The organism is Oryzomicrobium sp. (assembly GCF_021287045.1).
Taxonomy (GTDB): Bacteria; Pseudomonadota; Gammaproteobacteria; order Burkholderiales; family Rhodocyclaceae; genus Oryzomicrobium.
Genome location: NZ_JAJTBG010000001.1, coordinates 20,855 through 38,979, shown reverse-complemented (window position 1 = coordinate 38,979; position 18,125 = coordinate 20,855). Strand labels below are relative to the sequence as shown.

Annotated in this window: 17 protein-coding genes; 3 read left to right on the top strand and 14 right to left on the bottom strand. The window is 68.0% G+C overall.

Features of this window, described 5'->3' with window-relative positions; genetic code table 11:
- Nucleotides 1–5: 5 nt before the first annotated feature.
- Entirely contained in the window at nt 6–695 is a 690-nt protein-coding gene (gene rpe / locus LWW89_RS00190; protein ID WP_293259298.1) for a ribulose-phosphate 3-epimerase, read from the bottom strand.
- Between the two features lie 138 nt (nt 696–833).
- Between rpe and apaG the strand changes: the two genes are divergently transcribed.
- Both apaG and LWW89_RS00180 read left to right on the top strand, forming a co-directional pair.
- Entirely contained in the window at nt 834–1,244 is a 411-nt protein-coding gene (gene apaG / locus LWW89_RS00185) for a Co2+/Mg2+ efflux protein ApaG (RefSeq protein WP_293259295.1), read from the top strand.
- 154 nt (nt 1,245–1,398) lie between these two features.
- A complete protein-coding gene (locus tag LWW89_RS00180; RefSeq protein WP_293259292.1) occupies nt 1,399–2,376 on the top strand; it encodes a cytochrome-c peroxidase in 978 nt (325 codons plus the stop codon).
- A gap of 514 nt (nt 2,377–2,890) precedes the next feature.
- Here the strand turns inward: LWW89_RS00180 and LWW89_RS00175 are convergent.
- From LWW89_RS00175 to LWW89_RS00160, 4 genes are all read right to left on the bottom strand, one after another.
- Nucleotides 2,891–3,094, bottom strand: coding sequence for a hypothetical protein (locus LWW89_RS00175; RefSeq protein ID WP_293259289.1), 204 nt, complete (start codon nt 3,092–3,094; stop codon nt 2,891–2,893).
- Nucleotides 3,095–3,253: 159 nt separating this feature from the next.
- Entirely contained in the window at nt 3,254–4,504 is a 1,251-nt protein-coding gene (gene argJ, locus LWW89_RS00170; protein ID WP_293259286.1) for a bifunctional glutamate N-acetyltransferase/amino-acid acetyltransferase ArgJ, read from the bottom strand.
- A 63-nt stretch (nt 4,505–4,567) separates the two neighbouring features.
- Nucleotides 4,568–7,285 carry a preprotein translocase subunit SecA gene (gene secA / locus LWW89_RS00165; protein WP_293259283.1) on the bottom strand — a complete coding sequence of 906 codons (2,718 nt, stop codon included), beginning with the start codon at nt 7,283–7,285 and terminating at the stop codon, nt 4,568–4,570.
- A gap of 166 nt (nt 7,286–7,451) precedes the next feature.
- Nucleotides 7,452–8,405, bottom strand: a complete 954-nt coding sequence (locus LWW89_RS00160) for a M23 family metallopeptidase (protein ID WP_293259280.1) — start codon at nt 8,403–8,405, stop codon at nt 7,452–7,454.
- A 14-nt stretch (nt 8,406–8,419) separates the two neighbouring features.
- On the opposite strand from LWW89_RS00160, the gene LWW89_RS00155 reads away from it, so the two are divergent.
- A complete protein-coding gene (locus LWW89_RS00155; RefSeq protein WP_293259277.1) occupies nt 8,420–8,845 on the top strand; it encodes a DciA family protein in 426 nt (141 codons plus the stop codon).
- Between the two features lie 91 nt (nt 8,846–8,936).
- Here LWW89_RS00155 and LWW89_RS00150 read toward each other — a convergent pair whose 3' ends face one another.
- The 9 genes from LWW89_RS00150 to ftsW form a co-directional block, all read right to left on the bottom strand.
- Entirely contained in the window at nt 8,937–9,134 is a 198-nt protein-coding gene (locus LWW89_RS00150) for a hypothetical protein (RefSeq protein ID WP_293259275.1), read from the bottom strand.
- Between the two features lie 29 nt (nt 9,135–9,163).
- A complete protein-coding gene (lpxC, locus tag LWW89_RS00145; protein ID WP_293259272.1) occupies nt 9,164–10,090 on the bottom strand; it encodes a UDP-3-O-acyl-N-acetylglucosamine deacetylase in 927 nt (308 codons plus the stop codon).
- A 161-nt stretch (nt 10,091–10,251) separates the two neighbouring features.
- Nucleotides 10,252–11,394: a cell division protein FtsZ gene (gene ftsZ, locus LWW89_RS00140; RefSeq protein ID WP_293259270.1), complete on the bottom strand. Its 1,143-nt coding sequence runs from the start codon at nt 11,392–11,394 to the stop codon at nt 10,252–10,254.
- 127 nt (nt 11,395–11,521) lie between these two features.
- Nucleotides 11,522–12,751, bottom strand: coding sequence for a cell division protein FtsA (gene ftsA / locus LWW89_RS00135; protein ID WP_293259268.1), 1,230 nt, complete (start codon nt 12,749–12,751; stop codon nt 11,522–11,524).
- Nucleotides 12,748–13,554, bottom strand: coding sequence for a cell division protein FtsQ/DivIB (locus LWW89_RS00130; protein WP_293259265.1), 807 nt, complete (start codon nt 13,552–13,554; stop codon nt 12,748–12,750). The genes ftsA and LWW89_RS00130 overlap by 4 nt, the downstream gene beginning before the upstream one ends.
- Before the next feature lie 22 nt (nt 13,555–13,576).
- The gene (locus LWW89_RS00125; protein ID WP_293259262.1) at nt 13,577–14,497 is read right to left on the bottom strand and encodes a D-alanine--D-alanine ligase; all 921 of its coding nucleotides are present in this window, start codon (nt 14,495–14,497) and stop codon (nt 13,577–13,579) included.
- Between the two features lie 7 nt (nt 14,498–14,504).
- Nucleotides 14,505–15,905, bottom strand: coding sequence for a UDP-N-acetylmuramate--L-alanine ligase (gene murC / locus LWW89_RS00120; RefSeq protein WP_293259259.1), 1,401 nt, complete (start codon nt 15,903–15,905; stop codon nt 14,505–14,507).
- 13 nt (nt 15,906–15,918) lie between these two features.
- Complete coding sequence (gene murG / locus LWW89_RS00115; protein ID WP_293259256.1) at nt 15,919–17,004, bottom strand: undecaprenyldiphospho-muramoylpentapeptide beta-N-acetylglucosaminyltransferase; 1,086 nt, start codon at nt 17,002–17,004, stop codon at nt 15,919–15,921.
- On the bottom strand, nt 17,001–18,113 hold the full coding sequence (ftsW, locus tag LWW89_RS00110; protein ID WP_293260294.1) for a putative lipid II flippase FtsW: 1,113 nt from the start codon (nt 18,111–18,113) through the stop codon (nt 17,001–17,003). Before ftsW ends, murG begins: the two co-directional genes overlap by 4 nt.
- Nucleotides 18,114–18,125: the final 12 nt, after the last annotated feature.

Sequence of the window (18,125 nt, the reverse complement as noted above, 5' to 3'; positions counted from 1 at the left end):
GCCGCTCAGGCCTTGGCCAGTTCGGCGCGCAGGGCGGCGATGACCGAGTCGTAGCGGTTGGGATCGCTGTCCTTGCCGGCCCCGTACACGGCCGAACCGGCGACGAAGGCGTCGGCCCCGGCCCGGGCGATCTCGGCGATGTTGTCCACCTTCACTCCGCCGTCGATCTCCAGGCGGATGCTGCGGCCGGTACGGGCGGTGTAGGCGTCGATCTTGGTCCGGGCCTCGCGCAGCTTGTCCAGGGTGCCGGGAATGAATTTTTGCCCGCCGAATCCCGGGTTCACGCTCATCAGCAGCACCACGTCGAGCTTGTCCATGACGTAGTCCATGTAGGTAAGGGGCGTGGCCGGGTTGAACACCAGGCCGGCCTGGCAGCCGGAATCGCGGATCAAGCCCAGGGTGCGGTCCACGTGGTCGGAGGCTTCAGGGTGGAAGGTGATGATGTTGGCGCCGGCCTTGGCGAAGTCCGGGACGATGCGGTCCACCGGCTTGACCATGAGGTGCACGTCGATCGGCGCGGCGGTGCACGGGCGGATCGCCTCGCACACCAGGGGGCCGATGGTCAGGTTGGGGACGTAGTGGTTGTCCATCACGTCGAAGTGGATCCAGTCGGCGCCGGAGGCGATCACGGCGGAGACTTCTTCGCCCAGCTTGGCGAAGTTGGCGGAAAGGATGCTGGGGGCGATGACGTGCATGGCGGAGGCCGAAGGGGCAAAAAGGCGAAGGGGCGATTTTACCGCGAACCCCATCCTGACTCCGCTGTCAGAATGCAACCCCAACCCGGACGCCGCCATCCCGGCGCCCGGCCCACGAACGCTTACAACAAGACCGCCATGGCCACCATCACCAGCCCCGACCCCGAGCAGCCCCGGGACGACTACGCCGTCCGCGTCAGCGCCGTCCCCCAGTTCATCCCCGAGCAGTCCGACAGCGACGCCGGACGCTACATCTTCGCCTACACCATCACCATCGAGAACGTCGGTCGCGTCGCTGCCAAGCTGGTGTCGCGCCACTGGATCATCACCGACGCCCGGAACGAGGTCCAGGAAGTGCGCGGCATCGGCGTAATCGGCCAGCAGCCCCTGCTACGTCCCGGCGAGCGCTTCGAATACACCAGCGGCTGCTCCCTGCCCACCCCGGTGGGCACCATGCGCGGCACCTACCGCATGGAAGCCGACGACGGCACCGCCTTCGACGCCGACATCCCGGAATTCACCCTGGCTGCCCCCCGGGTGCTGCACTGAGCCGGCCTTTTGCCCCCGTCATGAATAGGCATGCCCTATCGCAGCCATAGGGCACGCCTATTGCAAGCCATTGATTTAAATCAACATTGACCCTGACGTGAAACGGACAATCCCCTGCTAGTAACAAGGTTTTTCAACCAGCAAGGGAGATGTCATGAAAAAGAGAGTCGCATTGCCCCTCCTCGTCGCGGGGCTCCTCGTCGCCGGTGCCAGCCAGGCCGCCGACCCCTACGGCAAGTTCAAGGAACTGTTCAAGCCCCTGCCGGCCATCGCCCCGATTCCGGCGGACAACCCCCAGACCGAGGCCAAGGTCGAGCTGGGCAAGATGCTCTACTTCGACGCCCGCCTGTCCGGCGACGGCACCATCGCCTGCGCCACCTGCCACAACCCGGCCCTAGGCTTCACCGACCGCATCCCCCGGGCCATCGGCCACGGCGCCGCCCGCGGGCCGCGCAACTCGCCCACCACCCTGAACGCCGCCTTCCTCACCTCCCAGTTCTGGGACGGCCGCGCCCCCACCCTGGAAGCCCAGGCCCTGGGCCCCCTCCAGGCCAACATCGAGCACAACATCACCCTGGACAAGGCGATCGCCGTGCTGAAGGGCTTCCCCGAGTACCAGAAGCGCTTCGCCGACGTGTTCGGCGGCAAGGACCCGGTCAATCCGGACAACCTGGCCAAGGCCATCGCTGCCTTCGAGCGCACCCTGATCACGCCGAATTCCCCCTTCGACCGCTACCTGGCCGGGGATGAATCGGCGATCAGCACCCAGCAGAAGAAGGGCATGAAGGCCTTCGTCGAAAAGGGCTGCGTCGGCTGCCACAACGGCCCCAACTTCACCGACGGCAACTTCTACGCCATCAAGGTGCCGGGCTCCACCGACGAAGGACGCTACACGGTGACCAAGAAGGAGAGCGACAAGCACGCCTTCCGCACCCAGACCCTGCGCAACGTGGCCCTGACCTACCCGTACTTCAACAACGGCTCGGTGTGGAAGCTCGACGAGGCGGTGAAGATCATGGGCAAGGAAATGCTCAAGACCGACCTGAGCAAGGATGAGGTGGACGACCTGGTGGCCTTCCTGCACGGCCTGACCGGCGAGATGCCCAAGTTCACCATCCCGGCCCTGCCGTAAGCCGTCAGGCGCGCAGCAACCACAAACGGGGGCGCAAGCCCCCGTTTGCGTTGGGAGTCCCGCTGCCCCGCCCCGGGTGCGGCACAGGGAAGCGCCCTTCTCCGGGACAGGGCGCGCAGACACGGCGTTCGCAGCGAAATCAGGAACAACCGGCTTGCGTGGGATTGGCGCGATGGCCCGCCCCGGAACTGTGCAAGGCTAGGAACCGGCCAAGCCTGACCAGCGCGCCCTCCGGCCCGGAGTATCGCCCGGATCTTCCAGACCCAATCAAGGCCCCCCCCCAGCCGGAAAGCCATCGTCAACCGCGATGGCTGTTTTCAGACCATGCTGAAACTCCGCGACTGGCGCGGGGTTTGGCGGTGCGTCAAAAGCGCCATCGCCGTTGACGATGGCTGGAGAGAATCCGGCCGCTGGGACGCCAGGCCGACACAGCGCCGCCAACTGGTCCGGGGTCACGGCAAGGCACGGGGAATTGCCGCGCCGCCGCCATCATCGCCAGAGCACGCTGGCGGAATCAGTGATCCGCCGCGTTGGCGGGCGGGATGCGCCCCTCGTCCATGCGCTCGCCGTAGATTTCCACCGCCATCAGCCCGGCGATCAGGGCCACGATCACGGCGCAGGCGATCGCCCCGAAAATCAGGGTGCCGCGCCGTTCCGAGCGCGCTGCCGCCTGTTCCGCCGCCCGCTTGGCCGCGGCCGGCTCCTGGTGATCGTTCATGGCTGTCGGCTCCACAAGGTAAAGCGCCTATTATCCGCCCTTTCGCCCGCCGCCTTCCTGCCGGGGGTCAGCGCGGTCGCCAATGAAAAAGCCCGCGCGCAGATGCGGCGGGCTTTGTCGGAGCCGGAACTCTTCGGGCCTCAGGCCCAAAACCTACGGTTAGCTGCGGTAGTCGGCGTTGATCTTCACGTAGTCGTAGGAGAAGTCGCAGGTCCACACGGTGCCGGCGGCGCTGCCCCGGCCCAGGTCGATGCGCACGGTGATCTCGGCGGACTGCATGATGCGGGCGCCATCCTCTTCCCGGTAGGCCGCGGCGCGCCCCCCGTTCTCGGCCACCAGCACGGCGTCGTCGCCGGCCGCCAGCCAGACGCGGATGCCGTCCACGTCCAGGTCGGCAATGCCGGCGTAGCCCACCGCCGCCAGGATGCGGCCCAGGTTGGGGTCGGAGGCGAAGAAGGCGGTCTTGACCAAGGGAGAATGGGCAACGGCGTAGGCCACCTGGCGGCATTCCTCCCGGGTTTTGCCCCCTTCCACGGCGATGGCCATGAACTTGGTGGCGCCCTCGCCGTCGCGCACGATGGCCTGGGCCAGTTCCCGGGCCACTTCGATCAGGGCGGCGCGCACTTCGGCCCAACCCGGCTCGTCGCCGCGGGCAAAAGCCACGCCGGCCTGGCCGGTGGCGGCCACGACGAAGGAATCGTTGGTGGAAGTGTCGCCGTCCACGGTGATGCAGTTGAACGACTGGTCCGCCGCCTCCTTGGTCACCGCCTCCAGCAGGTCCTGGGCGATGCCGGCGTCGGTGGCGAGGAAGCCGAGCATGGTGGCCATGTTCGGGCGGATCATGCCGGCGCCCTTGGAGATGCCGGTCAGGGTCACGGTCTTGCCGCCCACCACCACGCGGCGCGAGGCGGCCTTGGCCACCGTGTCGGTGGTCATGATGCCGTGGGCGGCGGCGTGCCAGTTGTCGGCCTTGAGATCGGCAATGGCCGCCGGCAAGCCGGCCACCAGGCGATCCACCGGCAGGGGCTCGAGGATCACCCCAGTGGAGAACGGCAGCACCTGGCCTGCCGCCAGGCCCAGCATTTCGGCCAGGGCGGCACAGGTGGCGTTGGCCGTGGCCAGCCCCGGGGCGCCGGTGCCCGCGTTGGCGATGCCGGTGTTGACCACCAGGGCGCGGATGCCCGCAGCGCCGTCCCGGGCCGCCGCCAGGTGGCTGCGGCACACCTGCACCGGCGCGGCGCAGAAGCGGTTGGCGGTGAACACGCCGGCCACGGTGCTGCCCTCGTCCAGGGCGATCACCGTCAGGTCGCGGCGGTTGGCCTTGCGAATGCCGGCCTCGGCAACGCCGAGGCGGACGCCGGCGACGGGAAACAGGGCTGCGGGAGCGGGGGTGGCGTAATTGACGGGCATGGCGGGTACCTGGAAAGAAAACCGGCCGGGCGCGGGGTCATCCCCGGCCCAGCCGCACGGTCGTCAGTTGAGTTTGCCGTGGCAGTGCTTGTACTTCTTGCCGCTGCCGCAGGGGCAGGGATCGTTGCGACCGACCTTGTCGGCACCGGCCGGCAGGGGCGTCAGTTCGGTTTCGGCACCGTCGGCGCTGGACAGGGCTTCGTCGTAGTCGGCGTGGTGGTACTGGACGTTCTCCACGTCGGCATGGGGCGCAGTCTCGGCCACTTCCTCGGCGGAACGGATCTGCACGGTCATGAGCAGACGGGTCACCTCGTTGCGCACCGCGTTGAGCAGTTGCTCGAACAGCTCGAAGGACTCGCGCTTGTACTCCTGCTTGGGGTTCTTCTGGGCGTAACCGCGCAAGTGGATGCCCTGGCGCAGGTGATCCAGGGCCGCCAGGTGCTCGCGCCAGCGCTCGTCGAGGCGTTGCAGCATGACGTTGCGCTCGAACTGGTGGAAGGCGTCGTCGCTCACCAGGGCGATCTTGGCGGCGTAGGCGGCGTCGGCAGTTTCCACCAGGCGGTGCAGCAGGTCGTTCTCCTGCAACTGGGGCTCGCTCTTCAGCCATTCGCCCACCGGGGCTTCCAGCAGCAGTTCGGCGGCCAGGGTCCGTTCCAGGCCCGGAATGTCCCACTGCTCTTCCACCGACTCTTCCGGCACGTGGGCGCGGAACAGTTCTTCCACCACGCCGTGGCGCATGGCAGTGATGGTCTCGGAGATGTCAGCGCTTTCGAGCAGCTCGTTGCGCTGGGCGTAGATCACCTTGCGCTGGTCGTTGGCCACGTCGTCGTATTCGAGCAGCTGCTTGCGGATGTCGAAGTTGCGGGCCTCGACCTTGCGCTGGGCCGACTCCAGGGAGCGGGTCACCAGCGGATGCTCGATGGCCTCGCCCTCAGGCATCTTCAGCCGCTCCATGATCGCCTTGAGGCGGTCGCCGGCGAAGATGCGCAGCAGGGGGTCGTCCAGGCACAGGTAGAAGCGGGACGAACCCGGGTCGCCCTGGCGGCCGGCGCGGCCGCGCAGCTGGTTGTCGATGCGGCGGGATTCGTGGCGCTCGGAGCCGATGATGTGCAGGCCGCCGGCGGCCACCACCTGCTCGTGCAGGGGCTTCCACTCGGCCTTGAGGGCGGCGATCCGCTCGGCCTTTTCCTCGGCGGACAGGGCCTCGTCCTCGCGGATGGCGTCCACCTTCTTGTCGATGGCGCCGCCGAGCACGATGTCGGTGCCGCGGCCGGCCATGTTGGTGGCGATGGTGATCATGCCCGGGCGGCCGGCTTCGGCCACGATCTCGGCCTCGCGGGCGTGCTGCTTGGCGTTGAGCACCTGGTGGGGCAGCTTTTCCTTGTCGAGCAGGGCCGAGAGCAGCTCGGAGTTCTCGATCGAGGTGGTGCCCACCAGCACCGGCCGGCCCTTGCCGTACTGCTCGCGGATGTCGGCGACGATGGCGGCGTGCTTCTCGTCGGCGGTGCGGAACACCTGGTCGTTCAGGTCCTGGCGCACCACCGGCCTGTTGGGCGGGATGACCACGGTTTCCAGACCGTAGATCTGGTGGAATTCGTAGGCTTCGGTGTCGGCGGTACCGGTCATGCCGCCGAGCTTTTCGTACATGCGGAAGTAGTTCTGGAAGGTCACCGAGGCCAGGGTCTGGTTCTCGGGCTGGATCGATACGCCTTCCTTGGCCTCCACCGCCTGGTGCAGGCCGTCGGACCAGCGGCGGCCGGCCATCAGGCGGCCGGTGAATTCGTCCACGATGACGATCTCGCCCTGGGGGCTGACCACGTAGTGCTGATCCCGGTGGAACAGATTGTGGGCGCGCAGGGCGGCGTTCAGGTGGTGCATCAGGGTGATGTTGCCGGCGTCGTACAGGCTGCGGCCGTCGGCGAGCAGGCCGATTTCCACCAGCAGCTGCTCGGCGTGCTCGTGGCCGGCGTCGGACAGGTGCACCTGGTGGCCCTTCTCGTCCACCCAGTAATCCCCCTCGCCGTCCTCGGTCTCCATGCGCGTCAGGCGGGGCGCCACCTGGTTGAGCTTGAGGTAGAGGTCGGTGTGGTCGTCGGCCTGGCCGGAGATGATCAACGGGGTACGGGCCTCGTCGATGAGGATCGAGTCCACTTCGTCCACGATGGCGAAGTGCAGGCCGCGCTGCACCCGGTCGTCCTCGTCGTAGACCATGTTGTCGCGCAGGTAGTCGAAGCCGAACTCGTTGTTGGTGCCGTAGGTGATGTCGGCGGCGTAGGCGGCCTGCTTGGAGTCGTGGTCCATCTGGGACAGGTTCACGCCCACGGTGAGGCCCAGGAAGCGGTGCAGGCGTCCCATCCACTCGGCGTCGCGGCTGGCCAGGTAGTCGTTCACCGTGATGATGTGCACGCCCTTGCCGGTGATGGCGTTGAGATAGGACGGCAGGGTGGCCATCAGGGTCTTGCCCTCGCCGGTGCGCATTTCGGCGATCTTGCCGTAGTGCAGGGCCATGCCGCCGATCATCTGCACGTCGTAGTGGCGCATGCCCATGACCCGCTTGCCGGCCTCCCGGACCACGGCGAAGGCTTCCGGCAGCAGGGCGTCCAGGGATTCGCCCTGGGCGTGGCGCTGCTTGAACTCGGCCGTCTTGGCGGTCAGGGCCTCGTCGCTCAGGGCGGCGATGCCCGTTTCCAGCTCGTTGATGCGGCGGACGGTCTGGGTGTATTGCTTGATCAGCCGGTCGTTGCGGCTGCCGAAAAGCTTTTTGAGAAGGCCGGAAATCATGTCGGGAAGGACCCTGAACTCACGCAAATCGCGAAAGGCAGGATTCTAGCATGGGGGAATGACCGCCCCGACGGGGTGAGCCCGGGGCGGTACCAGAAGGCGGCGGGGACGAACCGCCGGGGGAAAGCGGAAGGCCGAGGCGGGGCGGGGCCAGCCTCTGAGAGGATCAGCGCTGCGCCAGGCGCGGCAGGGCCCGCTCCAGGAAGCGGTTGGGGTTCTGCGCCACACCGTTCATGCGCACCTCGAAGTGCAGGTGGGGGCCGGTGGAGCGGCCGGTGGTGCCTACCTCGGCGATCCGCTCTCCCGGCTTGACCACCTGACCTTCGCGCACCACCAGCTTGGAGCAGTGAGCGTAGCGGGTGGTCAGGCCGTTGCCGTGGTCGATCTCGACCATGTTGCCGTACTGGGGATGGAGTTCGGCGGCGATCACCACCCCGCCGGCGGCGGCGACGATCTCGGTGCCCACGCCGGCGACGAAATCCACCCCTTCGTGAAGGGCCCGGGCGCCGGTGAAGGGATCGATGCGCCAGCCGAAGGTGGAGGCGTTCCACTGGGAATTGACCGGCAGCACCGTGGGCAGCCGGCTCTTTTCCGCCCAACGGGCGAGCAGCTCGGATTCGAGCAGGGAAAACTGTTCGCTCTGCACGTCCAGGCGTTCGGAGAAGCGGTCCAGCTCCTGGTGCAGGTCGCCCAGGGACATGGCCGGCCGGGCCAGCACCAGGGGCCCGCCCTGTCCGCCGGCGGACAGGGCGTCCAGGGGCTTCAGGGCCGCCCCGCCCTGGCCCACCTTCTCGCCGGACTTCACCCCGGCCAGGCCCATCAGGCGCTCGCTCATGGAATCTAAGCGCAGTACCTGCGCCTGGAGTTGCCCCAGGCGCAGAGCCATTGCGTTGACGTTGTCGCGCAGGAAGGCCTCGCGCTTTTGCGCTTCATGCTCACGGACCGCCGTCAGCATCTGCTCGGCCACGGGCAGCCGGAAGTGCAGCGACAGGTAGGCGAGGATCAGGCCCACCAGCAGGACGCCACCCAGCAGCGCCAGGCCCGCCAACAGCAGGTGGCGCCCGGTCAGGGTGACGGTCTTGGCGGTGGCCAACCGGTTTGAGACTACAATGATGTGCATACGCTGATCTCCCCATGCCCAACTTCATCAACGCTTATTTCGACGCCCCCGACGGCCTGGGCCGAATGATGGCCCACGCTCGTCTGCTCAAGCGGTTGCAAGCCGCCTATGAACAGGCGGCACCAGCCTATCTGGGACAAGCGAGCCGAGTGGCGAACTACAAGCAGGGAATGGTGGTTATCCACGCCGACAGCGGCGGCGTGGCGGTCAAGCTGAAGCAGCTAAGCCCCTCATTGACCGGTGTTTTTCTTGGAATGGGGATCGAGTGTAGCGGCATCCAGGTGAGGGTGCAACCCGCCCCGGAAGGCCCGGAAGCCCGTCCCCGCCCGAACCGGGCGCTCACCCCCAACGCCCGCCAGGGCCTCGGCGAACTGGCCGCCGGCATGGCCGACAGCCCCCTGCGCCGCGCTCTGGAATCCCTGCTCAAGCGTAGCGCCTGAGCGCTGTTCCCCACCCTGGGCGTGGTGATTCAGCGATTTCAGTAGGTCGATCAGCCAGGAAGCAGCGTCGCGCCTCCGGCCAACAAGCACCTCAGACCAGCAACGGCGCAATCACCGCCACCCTCTCCAGCAGCAACAGGCCGAAGAAGCACAGGGCGACGATCAAGGCCCAGCGGAACAGGCGGAACGCGATGGTCAGGTAGCGCCGGTCGGCGGTGAAGAAGTAGGCGGCCACGCAGCCGGCCACGCCGATCACCACCAGCACCGCCAATATCCGCAGGACGAGCATGGCGGCGGCGCGGAGTCAGAGCACCCGGCTCAGGCGGCCAGGGCGGCCGGCTGTTCCAGCCAGCGGGAAACGGCGGGCGGGGCCTCGCCTTCCTTCTCGAAGGTGACGAACTCCCAGGCGTCCTGCTGGGCCAGCAGGGCCCGGGCCAACTGGTTGTTCACCCCATGCCCGGACTTGTGGGCGGTGAAGGAGGCCAGCAGCGGGTGGCCGAGCAGGTAGAGGTCGCCAATGGCGTCCAGCACCTTGTGCTTGACGAACTCGTCCGGCAGACGCAGCCCGTCGGCGTTGAGCACCCGGAACTCGTCCAGCACCACCGCGTTGTCCAGGCCGCCGCCCAGGGCCAGGCCGTTCTCGCGCAGCCACTCGACTTCCTGCATGAAGCCGAAGGTGCGGGCCCGGGAGACTTCGCGCACGTAGGACTGCTCGGCGAAGTCGAAGGTGGTTTCCTGGGCGGTGCGGTCGATGGCCGGGTGGGAGAAGACGATGGAGAACGACAGCCGGTAGCCGTCGTAGGGCTCGAAGCGGGCCCACTTGTCGCCGTCGCGCACCTCGATGGGTTTCAGCACGCGGATGAATTTCTTGGCCGCCGGCTGCTCCTCGATCCCCGCCGACTGGATGAGGAAGACGAAGGGTGCCGAGGAACCGTCGAGGATGGGCACCTCGGCCGCATCCAGGTCCACGGTGGCGTTGTCGATGCCCAGGCCGGCCATGGCCGACATGATGTGCTCGACGGTACCGACCTTGACCCCGTCGCGCTCGACGCAGGAGCACATGCGGGTATCCCCCACCAGCAGGGCGGAGGCGGGCAGATCCACCGGCTCGGGCAGGTCCACGCGACGGAAGACGATGCCGGTGTCGGGGGCGGCCGGGCGCAGGGTCATGGTGACCCGGGCGCCGGAATGGAGGCCCACGCCGGAGGCGCGAATCGTCGATTTGAGGGTGCGCTGCCTGAGCATTTTTATACCGAAGCGAACCTCCGCGTCGCCGATGGCCCGCAACGGGCCGGCAACGGAAGGCAAAAATTCGTTTTCGCGTTGAAAAAGGGGGGAAGAACGCATTTTAGCACGCGCACGTCCTTCCCCCTTTCAAGAGGCGAGTATCGATACGTTAGGCTGGATTAATCAGCCTGCCGGCGCAGGAAGGCCGGGATGTCGTAGCGATCGACGCCGGAGGAGACCATGGCCTCCACCTTGGCGTTGCTGCGGTTGGTGCGGAACACAGCCGGCACTTCCAGGCTGGCGTAGTCGGGACCGGCGGCCATGGGCGCGTCGTCGGTGCCGGTACGGGCAGCCACCACCAGCTGGGGCTGCTTGACCGCCTGGCCGAGGCCGGTGGCGACCACGGTGACGCGCAGGGCGTCGCCCACGTTCTCGTCGAACACGGCGCCGAAGATGATGTGGGCGTCCTCAGCGGCGAAGGCGCGGATGGTGTTCATCACCTCGTTCACTTCCTTCATCTTCAGGGAGCGGGAAGCAGTGATGTTGACCAGCACGCCCTTGGCGCCGGACAGGTTGATGCCTTCGAGCAGCGGACTGGCCACGGCCTGCTCGGCGGCGATGCGGGCGCGGTCCACGCCGGCGGCGACGGCGGAACCCATCATGGCGCGGCCCATCTCGCTCATCACGGTGCGCACGTCTTCGAAGTCCACGTTCACCAGGCCGGGGAAGGTGATGATCTCGGCGATGCCGCCCACGGCGTTGCGCAGCACGTTGTCGGCGGCCTTGAAGGCCTCGTCCATGGACACGTCGTCGCCCAGCACTTCCATCAGCTTGTCGTTGAGGATCACGATCAGGGAATCGACGTGCTGTTGCAGCTCGGCCAGGCCGGCTTCGGCCAGCTTCATGCGCTTGCCTTCGAAGCCGAAGGGCTTGGTCACCACGGCCACGGTGAGGATGCCCAGCTCGCGGGCCACTTCGGCCACGATCGGGGCGGCGCCGGTGCCGGTGCCGCCGCCCATGCCGGCGGTGATGAACACCATGTTGGCGCCCTTGAGGGCTTCGGCGATCTGCTCACGCTGCTCCATGGCGGCGCTGCGGCCGGCTTCCGGCTTGGCGCCGGCGCCAAGGCCGGTGGCCCCGAGTTGCAGCTTTTGGACGGCCACGCTGCGGTTGAGCGCCTGGGCGTCGGTGTTGGCGGCGATGAATTCCACCCCCTGCACCCCTTCCCGGATCATGTGGTCGACGGCGTTGCCGCCGGCGCCACCCACGCCCACCACCTTGATGATGGTGCCGCCCACTTCCTTATCGATGATTTCAAACATACTCGCCTCCGTTACAAGAGATTCATTGATATTGTTTGCTGCTTAAAACGGAACTACCGAAAACACGGGTACTGCCTGACACCTGAAGCGCCCGGGCTGCAAAGGTCGCCCGGGATGCCGCGAAACCTTAGAAGTTCTTCTCGAACCAGCCCTTCATCACCGAGAACACGTCCTTCACCGAACGGGTCTCGCGCACCTTCATGCCCCGCTTGTGCTGGGTCTGGGCTTCGAGCAGCAGGCCGTAGGCGGTGGAGAAGCGCGGGCTCTGCACCACGTCGGCCAGGCTGCCCACGTACTTGGGGATGCCCAGGCGCACCGGCATGTGGAAGATTTCCTCCCCCAGCTCGACCATGCCCGGCATCAGGGCAGCACCACCGGTGATGACGATCCCCGAGGACAACACGTCCTCGAAGCCGGAGCGGCGCAGCTCGGCGTGGATCAGGTCGAACAGTTCCTCGATGCGCGGCTGGATCACGTCGGCCAGGGCCCGGCGCGACAGCTTGCGCGAGGGGCGGTCGTCCATGCCGGCCACTTCGAACACGTCTTCCGGATCGGCCAGGTCGGACAGGGCGGTGCCGTACTGGCGCTTGATCTCTTCCGCTTCCCGGGTCGGGGTGCGCAGGGCCATGGCGATGTCGTTGGTCACCTGGTCGCCGGCGATGGGGATCACCGACGTGTGGCGGATGGCGCCCTGGGTCCACACGGCGATGTCGGTGGTGCCGCCGCCGATGTCCACCAGGCACACGCCCAGGTCCTTCTCGTCCTCGGACAGCACGGCGTAGCTCGACGCCAGGGGTTGCAGCACCAGATCGTTCACTTCCAGGCCGCAGCGGCGCACGCACTTGACGATGTTCTGGGCGGCGGACACGGCGCCGGTGACGATGTGCACCTTCACTTCGAGGCGCATGCCGCTCATGCCGATGGGCTCGCGGATGCCGTCCTGGCCGTCGATGACGAATTCCTGGGTGAGGATGTGCAGGATTTCCTGGTCCGCCGGGATCGGCATGGCGCGGGCGGTCTCGATCACCCGGTCCACATCCATCGGGGTGACTTCCTTGTCCTTGATCGCCACCATGCCGTGGGAATTGAAGCTCTTGATGTGGCTGCCGGCGATGCCCGTGTAGACGTCCTTGACCTTGCAGTCGGCCATCAGCTCGACTTCCTGCACCACCCGGGAGATGGTGGCCACGGTTTCCTCGATGTTGACCACCACGCCCTTCTTGAGCCCCTTCGACTCCTGGGTGCCCATGCCGATGACGTTGAGGCGTCCTTCCGGCGTGATCTCCGCCACCAGCGCGACGATCTTCGAGGTGCCGATATCCAGGCCGACCACCAGATCCTTGGTATCCCTGCTCATTTCTTTTCCTTGCCGTCAGGCTTCGTTCCAGCGTTGCCGGTGCCCATCACCCGCAGCGCAAATCCATTGGGGTACCGCATGTCCACCACATCCGGCCGCGGCGTGCGCACGGCCAGGGTGCCGGGGTAGTAGGTGACGAAGCGGGCCAACCGCGCCGCCACCGGCGCCTTGGCCTGCTCCCGCCCCAGTTCCACCACCATCCCGTCGTCCAGCTTGAGGTGCCAGGCCAGCCGGGGCGACAGGGTCAGCTCCACCGGCCGTCGCGCGATCGGCTTGAGGGCGGCCTGGGTATCCACGTAGCGGCGCAGCACCTCGGCGCTGGAGCCGGCCGGTCCGTAGAGCATGGGCAGGCGCGCCAGCGCCAGGCTGCGCGCATCGCCCTCTTCCCCCGGCACCGGCGCCGTGGCCCCGGTGGCGAAGACCTCGCCGTAGGTATTGACCATCTGCCCCGGCTCGGCACCCCAGCGAGCGGCGGCCTGATGCTCTTCCAGGCGCACTTCCAGCTTGCCCGGCCAGCGCCGCCGCACCTCGGCCTTGCGCACCCAGGGCAGTTTTTCCAGGGCGCCGCGCACCGCTTCCAGGTTCACGTTGAAGAAGTTGCCGCGCAGCAGCCCGGACCCGGCCAGGGCGCCTTCCAGCTCGTCCGGACGCACCGACTGGAGCCGCTCCAGCAGCACCACCTGGTGCAGCGGAAAAAGAGGCAGCCGCGCCGCCGCCAGCACGCCCGCGGCGAGAATGGCCGCCGCTCCCGCTGCGAACAGCAGGTCGGCCAGGACATTCAGCAGGTGCGGTTTGTGCCACATGCGCGGGAGCCATTTCGTCGGATCAATCGTTGGCCGCCAGGGCCAGGACCTGGAGCACCAGGGCCTCGTAGTCGAGGCCGGCCACCCGGGCCGCCATCGGCACCAGGGAGTGGTCGGTCATGCCCGGGGAGGTGTTGGCTTCGAGGAAGTAGGGGTTGCCGGCCTCGTCCATGAGGAAGTCCACCCGGCCCCAGCCGCGCCCGCCCAGCACCCGGAAGGCCTGCAGGGCCTGGGCCTGGATGGCGGCCTCCTGCTCGGCGGACAGGCCGCAGGGGCAACGGTAGGCGGTGTCGTCGCGCAGGTACTTGGCCTCGTAGTCGTAGAACTCGGTGGCCGGCTCGATCTTGACGATGGGCAGGGCGCGCATGTCCTCGCCGCTGCCCAGGATGCCCACGGTGTATTCGCCGCCCAGCACCGCCTGCTCGGCGATCACCAGGGAATCGTGGCGGGCGGCCTCCTGGTAGGCGCTGCGCAGCTCGGCGGCGGTCTTGACCTTGGTCACGCCGATCGACGAACCCTCGCAGGCCGGCTTGACGAACAGGGGCAGGCCCAGCTCGCGGGCCACGGCGTCGAAGTCGCTGCCGGCGTCGAGCATGCGGTAGGCCGGCACCGGCAGGCCCGCGGCCTGCCAGAGCAGCTTGGTGCGCCACTTGTCCATGCCCGCGGCGGAGGCCAGCACGCCCGGGCCGGTGTAGGGGATGTGCATCAGTTCCAGGGCGCCCTGGATGGTGCCGTCCTCGCCGTGGCGGCCGTGCAGGGCGATGAACGCCCGGTCGTAGCCCTTGAGGGCGTCCAGGGGCTGTTCCGCCGGGTCGAAGGGATGGGCGTCCACACCCTGCCGTTGCAGCGCCGCCAGCACGCGGGAGCCGCTGTTCAGGGAAACTTCCCGTTCTGCCGAGGTGCCGCCGAACAGCACCGCCACTTTTCCGAATTCCTTGTTCATAACCACGTCACACCGTTGCAAGTTTGGCGGGAACGGCGCCGATCGACCCCGCTCCCATCGTCAAAACCACATCGCCGTCCTGAGCCACGGCGCAGATGGTGGCCGGCATCTCGGCCATGTCCTCGACGAACACCGGCTCCACCTTGCCCGCCACCCGCAGGGCCCGCGCCAAAGCCCGGCCGTCGGCGGCGACGATGGGCGCCTCGCCGGCGGCATAGACGTCGGCCAGCACCAGGGCATCGACGGTGGACAGGACCTTCACGAAATCCTCGAAGCAGTCCCGGGTGCGGGTGTAGCGGTGGGGCTGGAAGGCCAGCACCAGGCGGCGGCCGGGGAAGGCGCCGCGAGCGGCGGCCAGGGTCGCGGCCATTTCCACCGGGTGGTGGCCGTAGTCGTCGATCAGGGTGAAGCTGCCGCCGCTTTCCAGGGCCACTTCGCCGTAACGCTGGAAGCGCCGGCCGACGCCGCGGAATTCGGCCAGGCCCTTGGCGATGGCCTCGTCCGACACGCCGACCTCGGTGGCCACGGCGGCGGCGGCCAGGGCGTTGCGCACGTTGTGCAGGCCGGGCAGGTTGAGGGTCACCGGGTAGCGCACGGTGGTGCCATTGACCCGCACCAGGTCGAACTTCATCTGGGCCCCGGCAGCCTCGATGTTCTCGGCGCGGAAGTGGGCCTCGGCGGCGTGCTCCGGATCGATGCCGTAGCGCACCACATGCTTGGAGACGAAGGGCAGGATCTCGCGCACGTTGGGGTCGTCCACGCACACCACCGCCACGCCGTAGAAGGGCAGGCGGTTGAGGAAGTCGATGAAGGCGTGCTTGAGCTTGCCGAAGTCGTGGCCGTAGGTCTCCATGTGGTCGGCGTCGATGTTGGTCACGATCGACATCACCGGCGTCAGGAACAGGAACGAGGCGTCCGACTCGTCAGCCTCGGCCACCAGGAATTCGCCGGTGCCGAGCCGGGCATTGGCACCGGCGGCGTTGAGTCGGCCGCCGATGACGAAGGTCGGATCGAAGCCGCCCTCGGCCAGGATCGAGGCCACCAGGCTGGTGGTGGTGGTCTTGCCGTGGGTGCCGGCCACGGCGATGCCCTGCTTGAGGCGCATCAGCTCGGCCAGCATCTGGGCCCGGGGCACCACCGGGATGTGGGCGGCGCGGGCGGCGATCACTTCCGGGTTGTCGGCCTTGACCGCGGTGGACACCACCACGGCGTCGGCGCCGGCCACGTGGGCGCCGTCGTGGCCGAGCAGCACCCGGGCACCGGCGGCGGCCAGGCGGGCGGTGGTGGCGTTTTCCGCCAGGTCCGAGCCGGACACGGTGAAGCCCAGGTTCACCAGCACCTCGGCGATGCCGGACATGCCGGAGCCGCCGATGCCGACGAAGTGGATGTGTTTGACCTTGTGTTTCATGGTCGTCGATTCCTCAAACGTTCTTTTCCGCCGCTTCGGCGCAGATCGCCGCCACCCGCTCGGCAGCGTCGGTGCGGGCCACGCCCCGGGCCTTGGCGGCCATTTCGGCGAGTTGTTCCCGGGGGATCGCGGCCAGTTCGGCCAGGGCCGCCGGGGTCAATTGGTCCTGGGGCATCAGCACGGCGCCGCCGGCGTCGGCCAGATGGCGGGCGTTGGCGGTCTGATGGTCGTCCACCGCATGGGGGAAGGGCACCAGCACGCTGGCCACCCCGGCGGCGGCCAGTTCGGCCACGGTCAGGGCCCCGGCGCGGCACACCACCAGGTCGGCCCACTCGTAGGCACCGGCCATGTCGGTGATGAAGGGCACCAGGAAGCCGTTGGCGCCGGCCACCTCGTAGTTCTCGCGTAGGGCCTTCATGTGCTTTTCGCCAGCCTGGTGCACCACCTCGGGCCGCTCTTCCTCGGCGATCAGGGCCAGGGCCTGGGGCACGGCGGTGTTGAGGGCCGCGGCGCCCAGGCTGCCGCCCACCACCAGGATGTGGCGCACGCCACTGCGCTCGGCGTAGCGGGCGGCCGGCGGAGCCTTGTCGGCCACGGCGGCGATCTCGGCGCGCACCGGGTTGCCGACCCACTCGCCCTTGGGCAGCACGTCGGGGAAGCCGGTGAGGACGCGGTCGGCCACCTTGGCCAGGACCTTGTTGGCCAGGCCGGCCACGGCGTTCTGCTCGTGGACGATCAGGGGGATGCCGGCCAGGGAGGCCATCATGCCGCCCGGGAAGGTGATGTAACCGCCCATGCCCAGCACCACGTCGGGCTTGATCCGCTTCAGGGCGCGGCGGGCCTGCCAGAAGCCGGACAGCAGGGTGAACGGCAGCAGCAGCTTACGGGCCAGGCCCTTGCCGCGCAGGGCGCCGAACTTGATCCAGACGCACTCGAAGTCCTGCTCGGGCACCAGGCGGGCTTCCATGCCGTCCGGGTTGCCCAGCCAGACCACGCGCCAGCCCTGGCTGCGCAGCACCTTGGCCACGGCCAGGGCGGGGAAGATGTGGCCGCCGGTGCCGCCGGCCATCACCAGGAGGGTTTTCGGGCTAGTGCTCACAGCTTTCCTCCCCGCATCAGCTGGCGGTTTTCCCAGTCGATGCGCAACAGCACGGCCAGGGCGATGCAGTTGGCGAGGATGCCGGAGCCGCCGAAGCTCATCAGGGGCAGGGTCAGGCCCTTGGTGGGCAGCAGGCCCATGTTCACCCCCATGTTGATGAAGGACTGCACCCCCAGCCAGATGCCCACGCCCATGGCCACCAGGGCCGGGTAGAGGCGGTCGAGGGTGACGCACTGGCGGCCGATGGCGAAGCAGCGCTGCACCAGCACCGCGAACAGGGCCACCACCAGCAGCACGCCGGCAAAGCCCAGTTCCTCGGCGATCACCGCCAGCAGGAAGTCGGTATGGGCTTCGGGCAGGTAGAAGAGCTTCTCGACGCTGGCCCCCAGGCCTACGCCGAACAGCTCGCCGCGGCCGAAGGCGATCAGGGCGTGGGACAACTGGTAGCCGCGGCCGAAGGCGTCGGTCCACGGGTCCATGAAGCCGAAGATGCGCTCGCGCCGGTAGGGCGAGACGATGATCAGGATGGCGAAGGCCACCAGCATCACCACGATCAGCACGGCGAACAGGCGGGCGCGCAGACCGCCGAGGAAGAGGATGCCCATGGCGATGGAGATGATCACCACGAAGGCGCCGAAGTCCGGCTCCTTGAGCAGCAGCATGCCGACGAAGATCATGGCCGCCGCCATGGGCAGGAAGGCCTTCTTCAGGTCGCGCATGTGGGGCATCTTGCGCACCGTGTAGTCGGCGGCGTAGAGCACGGCGAACAGCTTCATCAGCTCGGACGGCTGCAGGTTCACCGGCCCCAGGGGCAGCCAGCGCCGGGCGCCGTTCACGTCCCGGCCCAGGCCGGGGATGAGCACCACCACCAGCAGCAGCACCCCGGCCATGAACAGGTAGGGCGCCCACTGCTGCCAGGCGGTGAGCGGCACCTGGAAGGCCACCACGGCGGCGACGATGCCGACGGTGAGGAAGACCCCGTGGCGCACCAGGAAGTAGGCCGGCTGGTGGCCGGTGAAGCGGCTGCCCTCGGCGGTGGCGATGGAGGCCGAATAGACCATCACCATGCCGAGCAACAGCAGGACCAGGCCGGACCAGAGCAGCAGCATGTCCACCTCGGT